A 7707-nucleotide genomic window follows, 5' to 3' on the forward strand; every position below is an offset into this window, starting at 1 on the left:
TTGTCGTGCGGGTGCGCGCCGAGCGGGCCGGGGGCGTTCCCGGCGCGCCACCCCGCCCCGGCCCGGCTCACAGGCGCCCCGCCCCCCGTTCCCCGCGCAGCAGCCACGCCAGGTACGCGCCGCCCGCCACGCCCGTCACCACACCGACCGGCAGCAGGGACGAGCCGGTGAGGCGCTGGGTGGCGAAGTCGGCGGCGGAGACCAGGAGGGCGCCCGTCCAGGCGGCGGGCAGGAGGTTCGGGCCGGCGGCGCGGGTGAGGCGGCGGGCCAGTTGCGGGGCGGCCATCGCGACGAAGGGGATCGGGCCGGCCGCGGCGACCGCCATCGCGGTCAGACCGGTGCCGACGCCGAGCAGGGCCAGGCGGCTGCGTTCGGGCGGGACGCCGAGGGCGGCGGCGGTGTCGTCGCCCATCTCCAGCAGGGTCAGCCGGCGGGCGTACACCAGGACGACGGGGAGCAGCGCGGCGAGGCCCAGCGCGGCGATGCGGACGTCCGTCCAGTCGCGGGCGTTGAGCGAGCCGATCGTCCAGCTCGCCGCCTGGGCCGCCTTGCCGATGTCGGCGCGCACGTAGAGGAAACTGGTCGCCGAACCGAGCACCGCGGAGGCCCCGATGCCGACGAGGACGAGCCGGTAGCCGTGCACGCCCCGTTTCCAGGCGAGGACGTAGACGGCCGCGGCGGTGGCGAGGCCGCCGCAGACCGCGCCCAGCGCCGTCTGCGGGGCGCCGGCGTCGAACAGGATGATCGCGACGAGCGCGCCCGCCGAGGCGCCGTTGCCGAAGCCGGTGATGTCCGGGCTGCCGAGCGGATTGCGCGTCAGCGACTGGAACACCGCGCCCGCCAGGCCCATCCCGAAGCCGACCAGCACGGCGACGAGGGCCCGCGGCAGACGCAGGTCCATGACGATGAACTCGGCGCCGGGCGGTCCCGACCCGGCGAGGGTGCGCACCACCTCGACGGGCGTGAGCGCGTAACTGCCGGTGCCCAGGGAGAGGATCAGGGCGCAGCCGGTGAGCGCCGCGAGCACGGCGCAGGTGAGCAGGGTGCGCGGGACGCAGCGCAGGGACCAGGTGCCGGTGCGCAGGACGGTGGCGGCGCGGGGGTTCTGGAGCAGGCTCACAGCTGGGCCACCTTCCGCCGCCGGACCAGGTGGATGAAGAGCAGGCCGCCGAGGAAGGCGGTGACGGTGCCGACCTCGATCTCCGAGGGGGGCACGACGATCCGTCCGGCCACGTCGGAGACGAGGAGGAGGACGGGGGCGTACAGGGCGCAGTAGGGCAGCAGCCAGCGCGGGTCGGAGCCGCAGAAGGAGCGGGCCGCGTGCGGGATCATCAGGCCGATGAAGGCGATCGGCCCGCAGACGGCGGTCGCGCCGCCGCACAGCAGGGTGATGGCGAGGACGGACAGCACACGGGTGCGCCGCACGCGCGTGCCGAGGGCGCGCGCGTGGTCGTCGCCGAGCGCGAGCGCACCGAGCGGGCGGGCGAGAGCGAGGGCGAGGGCGGCGCCCGCCAGGAGCAGCGGGAGCACGGTGATCAGCAGGTCGGCGTCGCGTTTGGCGAGGGTGCCGACGGACCAGTACCGCATCTCGTCCAGCGCGTTCAGGTCCCACTGCTGGAGGCCGTTGACGTAGCCGAACAGGGCCGCGTTGACGGCGGTTCCGGCGAGGGCGAGGCGGACGGGGGTGGCGTGCCGGCCGCCGCCCAGGGCCTGGACGGCGGTGGCGGCGACGGCGGCCCCGGCGAGCGCGAACCACAGGTAGCCGGTGAACGTGGTGATGCCGAGGACGCTGATCGCGGTGACGACGGCCGCGGAGGCGCCCGCGTTGACGCCGAGCAGGCCGGGGTCGGCCAGGGGGTTGCGGGTCAGGGTCTGCATGAGGCCGCCGCCGAGGCCGAGCGCGGCACCGACGGCGATGCCGATGAGGGTGCGCGTCAGCCTCAACTCCCGCACGATCGCGTCGTTCTCGGTGCCGGTGGGGGTGAACAGCGCGCTCCACACCTGGTCCGGGGCGATCTGCTTGGTGCCTACAGCTAGCGAAAGCAGTGTTGTCGCGGTGAGCAACACCAGGCCGAGCACCAGCCCCCACGCCCGCAAGGAAGCCCGTGACCTGCGACTTTCCTCTTCATGGGGTGCGTCGGACGAGGTCGGTGGATCCGGCGGGGCCGGCCGTTTCCCCCCGGGACGGGGGCGCACATCAGCGAACATGTGCTTAGCTTAGGCTAACCTAAGCAGGGCTGTTGACGATCTCGTCAACACTTCCTGCCCACATGTCCAACTGCCGTCGGCGCGCCGCCCATCGACGTGATCCGACGGCCCGGAGGGGGAGAGATGTCCGCCTTGGAGACCCGCCCCGTACGGCGGGACACCTCCGACGCCGTACGCCCGGTGCGCGTCACCGGTCCGCGGATCGCGCGGCTCCTGGAGGACCTGGACCGCCCGGAGGCCGCCGACAGCGCGCGGCGCGCGGCCGTGACGGCGGCGTTCTGGGAGGAGGTCGACCGTCGGGGCACCCCGCTCGTCGAGGAGTGCGACGGCCGGCCCGGGTACCGGGCGGTCACCTTCCTGTGGCGCGGTCACCGGGCCACCCGGCAGGTGCTGTTGCACGCCAACCGGATCGTCGACCGCGACCGTCTGGCCGACTCCCTCCTGGAACACGTCCCCGGCACCGACGTCTGGCACCTGGGGCTGCTGCTGCGGGCCGACCACCGCGGCTCCTACCGCATGGCGGCCGACGTCTCGGCCAAGGAACCGCCCACGGATCCGGCCGGGCTCCAGCAGCGGCTGCGGTCGCTGTCCGTGCACGCTGCCGCCGATCCGCGCAACCGGCGCCGGGTGCCCGCCCGTTGGGGCGGGGCGGACGCCTCCGTCTTCGACCTGCCCGACGCACCGCCGCAGCCGTGGGCCGACCGGCCGGCCGGCGGACCGACGGGGCGCGTGGAGCGGCACCGGGTGAGCGCCCCGGCGCTCGGCGGCGACCGTGACGTCTGGGTCTACCTGCCCCCGGGGCACCGCTCCACCGACCGGGAACCGCTGCCGGTGGTGGCGTTGTGCGACGGTGACATGTGGTTCGGGCGGCTCGCCCTGGGCCGCACGCTCGACGCGCTCGTCACCGACGGTGCGCTGCCCCCGCTCGCCGTCCTGGCGCCCGACGCCGTGGACCGCGACACCCGCTGGCGTGAACTCGGCGGCCGGGAGCCGTTCGTGAGGTTCCTCGCGGACGACCTGCTGCCCTGGGCCGCCGGACGCTGGCCGCTGACCACGGACCCGGCGCGCACGGTCGTCGCCGGTCAGAGCCTGGGCGCGGTCACCGCGCTGCACGCCGCCCACCGGCGTCCGGAGCGCTTCGGCAACGTCCTCGCCCAGTCCTCCTCCCTGTGGTGGCGGCCGGGTCTGCCGCCGCCCCGGGGCCCCAAGCCCACCGTGTTCGGCGTGCCGTGGCTCGTCTCGCGGTACGCCGCGGCCGGTCCGCGGTCGGTCGCGGTCCACCTGGACGTCGGTCTCCACGAGGGCTCGATGGTCGAGCACAGCCGCGCCCTGCACGAGGTCCTGCGCCGGTCCGGCCACCGGGTCACCTGCACGGAGTTCAACGGCGGCCACGACTACGCCTGTTGGCACCCCGGCCTGGCCGACGGCCTGACGCGCCTGCTGGGCGCCTGAGCCCCTCCCCCGCCTTCCCGTCCCCTTCCCCCCTCGCCCCCTCCACTGCCCTCGCCCCCTTCCCCTCGTCGTCCCCTTCGTTCCGAACCACCGCAAGGAGTTCTCCCACATGTCCTCTGCACGCACCTCCCGCCGGGCGGTCCTGACGTCCGCCGCCGCCGTCGTGACGGGAGCCCTCCTCCTGTCCGCCTGCGGCGACGGCGGGAACGACGGAGGCACCGCCGGCGCGGAGGCGGGCACCCGCGCCATCACCGACGCGACCGGCCGCAAGGTCGAGGTCCCCTCCGCGCCGACGAAGGTCGTCACGCTGAGCGAGCCCACCCTGGACGCGGCCCTCGCACTGGGCGTCGAACCGGTCGGGGCGACCGCCGGCCGGGGCCAGAAGGGCGTGTCCACCTACCTCGCCGACAAGGCCTCCGCGGCACAGGTGGTCGCGACCGTCGCCGAGGCCGACATGGAGAAGGTGGCGGCGCTCCGGCCCGACCTGATCCTGCTCGACGAGACGACGGCCGTGAAGAGCGAGGTGTCCAAGCTCCAGGCCATCGCGCCGACGGTGGTGACCGCGAAACTGAACGAGGACTGGAAGAAGGCGTTCACCGCGACCGCCGACGCGCTGAACAAGAAGGCGGACGCCGAGAAGCTCCTCACGGACCTCGACACCGACGTCGCCGCCACCAAGGCGAAGCTCGGCGCGAACGCGGGCGCGGTCGTCAGCGTCGTCCGCTGGCAGAACGGCGCGCCCTCCGTCGTCGGCAGGGGCGTCGGCCACGTCGGCTCCACCCTCACCTCGCTGGGCCTCACCCGGCCGAAGGACCAGCAGGGCACCGGCACCGGACACAGCGAGCCGGTCAGCCTGGAGAAGCTGTCGACCATCGACGGCGACTGGCTGTTCTTCGGCACGCTCGGGGACCTGGCGGACGGCGAGAAGGCCTACACCGAGGCGCGGAAGGTCGCCAACTTCGGCAAGCTCGAGGCGGAGAAGAACGGGCACGTCGTCGTGGTGCAGGGCTCGGCGTGGAACAGCGCCGGCGGTCCGCTGGCCGCGCGGATCGTCCTGGACGACGTGACGAAGGCGCTGGCGTCGTGAGCGCGGGCCTGGAGAACCGCCTCGCCCTGGTGACGGGCGCGGGCCGCGGCATCGGCGCCGCCGTGGTCACCGCCCTTGTCCAGGAGGGCGCCCGGGTCCTGGCCACCGACCTGGACACGGCCGGTGTCGAGGCACTCGCCGCGGCGCACCCGGGCCGGGTCACCGCCCGCCCGCTGGACGTCACCGACGCCCGGGCCGTGGAGGCCCTCGTCGACGAGGCCGAGCGCGCACTCGGCCCGCTGGACATCGCCGTCAACGTCGCCGGCATCCTGCGGTACGCGAACGTCGTGGACCTGACGGACGAGGACTGGGCGGCGACCTTCGCGGTCAACACCGACGGCGTCTTCCACGTCTCGCGCGCCGCCGCCCGGCGGATGGCGGCCCGCGGCGCGGGCAGCATCGTCACCGTCGCCTCGAACGCGGCCGGCATCCCGCGCGCGGGGCTGGCCGCCTACGCCGCCTCCAAGGCCGCCGCCGTCATGTTCACCAAGTGCCTCGGCCTGGAGGTGGCCGCGCAGGGGGTGCGCTGCAACACCGTCTCCCCCGGCTCCACCCTCACCGACATGCAGCGCGCCCTGTGGACCGACGACGCGGAGGACTCGGTCCGGCGCGTCGTCGAGGGCGACCTGGCCGCCCACCGCACCGGCATCCCGCTCGGCCGGATCGCCGACCCCTCCGACATCGCCGACGCCGTGGTGTTCCTGGTCTCCGACCGCGCCCGGCACATCACCCTGCACGACCTGTACGTCGACGGCGGCGCCACCCTCCGGGCCTGATCCGGGCCTGACCGACCTCACCAGCTGACCGGGCCCGATCCGAGCCTGACCTGGCCTGACCGGCTGACCGGGCCTGATCCGGCCCGGTCGTGCCTGACCCGGCCCGTCCGAACCGACCGGCCGACCGGCTGATCCGGCCCGACCGACCTGACCGGCCGACCGGGCCTGGTCCAGGCCCGACCGCCCCCGCCACCCCGTGCCCGCCCCCACCGGAGACACCCATGTCTGCCCGACTGCGCGAACACCCCGCTCCCGCCCTCCTCTCCCCCGGCGCCGCCACCGCTCTGCTGGAGGCCTACCGGCCCGGCACCGACCGGTTCCTCTCCTCGCCCCGGCACACCCTGCTGGGCCGGGGGACGGCCGCCGAGATACCCCACGGCACGGCCCCGCTGACGCACCGTGTGCGCGACGTCCTCGACGGACTGCGCCGCCCCGACGCGCCGGCCCCCCTCGTCATGGGCTCCATCCCCTTCGCCCCCGACGCGCCGCCCGCGCTCGCCGTCCCCGACATGGTGCACTGGGCGCCGGCGCTGCGCGAGGACCCGCTCGTCGCGCTGCCCGTGGCCGCCGGCCCGCACCGGCCGGACTGGCGGGTACGGGAGGTGCCCTCGCCCGAACGGTACGGCCAGGCCGTCGCCGCGGCCGTCGCCCGGATGCGGGCCGGTGAGTTCGACAAGGTCGTCCTGGCCCGCACGCTGGAGCTGACCTCCGCACGCGAGCCCGACCTGCCGACCATGCTGCGCCGGCTGGCCCAGCGGGACCCGTCCGGCTATTCCTTCGCCCTGCCCAGCGGCCCCGGCCGCACCCTGGTCGGCGCCAGCCCCGAACTGCTGGTCTCCCGGCGGGGCGGGGTGCTGACCGCCAACCCGCTCGCCGGGTCCGCCCCGCGCAGCGCCGACCTCGCCGAGGACGTGCGCCGGGCGGCCGCGCTCCTGGAGTCCGCGAAGGACCTGCACGAGCACGCCGTGGTCGCGACCGCCGTCCGGGAGGCGCTCGCGCCGTTCTGCACCCGTCTGGAGGTGCCGGAGCGGCCCACGCTGGTGCGGACCGCCGCGCTGTGGCACCTGTCGACGACCGTCACCGGGGAGCTGTCCGACCCCGCCGTGACCGCCCTGGACCTCGCGTGCGCCCTGCACCCGACGCCCGCGGTCTGCGGTACGCCCACCGAGACGGCCCGCGCGGTGATCGCCGAGTCCGAGCCGTTCGACCGGGGCCCCTACACGGGCATGGTCGGCTGGCAGGACGCGGACGGCGACGGCGAGTGGGTGGTGACCATCCGCTGCGCCGAGGCCGAGGGCCGCACGCTGCGGCTGTTCGCGGGCGCCGGTGTGGTCGCCGAGTCGACCCCGGAGGCGGAGACGGCGGAGACCGCCGCGAAATTCCGCACCTTCCTGCACGCCGTGGGGGCCGACCTGTGAGCGCCTCCGCCCTGACCCCCGGCGTGGACTCCCCCACCTGGCCCGTGGAGTTCGCCGAGCGCTACCGCGCGGCGGGCCACTGGCGCGGTGAGACCTTCGGGGGCGTGCTGCGCGCCCGCGCGGCCGCCCATCCCGACCGGATCGCCCTGGTCGACCCGGCGCCCGAACGCCGCACATGGACCTACCGGGAGCTGGACGAGCGGGCCGACCGGCTGGCCGCCGGGTTCGCCGCCCGCGGCATCGGGCGCGGCGACCGGGTCGTCGTCCAGCTGCCGAACACCGGCGAGTTCGTCGAGGTGGTGTTCGCGCTGTTCCGCATCGGCGCCCTGCCCGTCTACGCACTGCCCGCACACCGCGAGACGGAGATCGGCTACTTCTGCTCCTTCACCGAAGCCGTCGCCTACGTCATCCCCGACGTCCACGCCGGCTTCGACCACCGCGACCTGGCCGGGCGGGTACGCAAGGAAGCCCCGGGCCTGCGGCACGTGTTCGTGGCCGGCGACCCCGGCGGGCACACGGCGCTGGCCGAGGTGCCGTGCGAGCCGGCCGGTCCACTCCCCGGACCCCAGCCGCACGAGCTGGCGTTCCTCCAGCTGTCGGGCGGGACCACGGGCGTGCCCAAGCTCATCCCGCGCACCCACGACGACTACGCCTACTCGCTGCGGGGCTCGAACGAGATCTGCGGTGTCGACGCGGACACCCGTTTCCTCGTCGTCCTGCCCGCCGCCCACAACTTCCCCATGAGCTCGCCCGGATGGCTCGGCGT

Annotated in this window: 7 protein-coding genes; 5 read left to right on the forward strand and 2 right to left on the reverse strand. The window is 75.3% G+C overall.

The window, feature by feature from the left end; genetic code table 11:
- Window positions 1–67 precede the first annotated feature (67 nt).
- Both ACIP67_RS25005 and ACIP67_RS25010 read right to left on the reverse strand, forming a co-directional pair.
- Window positions 68–1120 carry a FecCD family ABC transporter permease gene (locus tag ACIP67_RS25005; RefSeq protein ID WP_401694752.1) on the reverse strand — a complete coding sequence of 351 codons (1053 nt, stop codon included), beginning with the start codon at window positions 1118–1120 and terminating at the stop codon, window positions 68–70.
- Window positions 1117–2208, reverse strand: a complete 1092-nt coding sequence (locus ACIP67_RS25010; RefSeq protein ID WP_401694754.1) for a FecCD family ABC transporter permease — start codon at window positions 2206–2208, stop codon at window positions 1117–1119. The genes ACIP67_RS25005 and ACIP67_RS25010 overlap by 4 nt, the downstream gene beginning before the upstream one ends.
- 123 nt (window positions 2209–2331) lie before the next feature.
- Here ACIP67_RS25010 and fes point away from each other — a divergent pair, with 123 nt between their 5' ends.
- The 5 genes from fes to ACIP67_RS25035 form a co-directional block, all read left to right on the forward strand.
- On the forward strand, window positions 2332–3660 hold the full coding sequence (gene fes / locus ACIP67_RS25015) for an enterochelin esterase (RefSeq protein ID WP_401694756.1): 1329 nt from the start codon (window positions 2332–2334) through the stop codon (window positions 3658–3660).
- A 109-nt stretch (window positions 3661–3769) separates the two neighbouring features.
- A complete protein-coding gene (locus ACIP67_RS25020; RefSeq protein ID WP_401694758.1) occupies window positions 3770–4747 on the forward strand; it encodes an ABC transporter substrate-binding protein in 978 nt (325 codons plus the stop codon).
- Window positions 4744–5523 (forward strand): 2,3-dihydro-2,3-dihydroxybenzoate dehydrogenase, encoded by a 780-nt coding sequence (locus ACIP67_RS25025; RefSeq protein WP_401694760.1) that lies wholly within the window; start codon window positions 4744–4746, stop codon window positions 5521–5523. Before ACIP67_RS25020 ends, ACIP67_RS25025 begins: the two co-directional genes overlap by 4 nt.
- 221 nt (window positions 5524–5744) lie before the next feature.
- A complete protein-coding gene (locus ACIP67_RS25030) occupies window positions 5745–6941 on the forward strand; it encodes an isochorismate synthase (protein ID WP_401694762.1) in 1197 nt (398 codons plus the stop codon).
- Window positions 6938–7707, forward strand: a 770-nt coding sequence (locus ACIP67_RS25035; RefSeq protein ID WP_401694764.1) for an AMP-binding protein, incomplete at its 3' end; no start/stop codon positions are given. The genes ACIP67_RS25030 and ACIP67_RS25035, both read left to right, overlap by 4 nt.

The organism is Streptomyces sp. NPDC088812, assembly GCF_044750285.1.
Taxonomy (GTDB): Bacteria; Actinomycetota; Actinomycetes; order Streptomycetales; family Streptomycetaceae; genus Streptomyces.

What these genes read in the sequence shown, in the direction of transcription:
- fes (WP_401694756.1), top strand. Translation starts at nt 2,332, where the DNA reads ATGTCCGCCTTGGAGACCCGCCCCGTACGGCGGGACACCTCCGACGCC.
- ACIP67_RS25020 (WP_401694758.1), top strand. Translation starts at nt 3,770, where the DNA reads ATGTCCTCTGCACGCACCTCCCGCCGGGCGGTCCTGACGTCCGCCGCC.
- ACIP67_RS25010 (WP_401694754.1), bottom strand. Translation starts at nt 2,208, where the DNA reads ATGTTCGCTGATGTGCGCCCCCGTCCCGGGGGGAAACGGCCGGCCCCG.
- ACIP67_RS25030 (WP_401694762.1), top strand. Translation starts at nt 5,745, where the DNA reads ATGTCTGCCCGACTGCGCGAACACCCCGCTCCCGCCCTCCTCTCCCCC.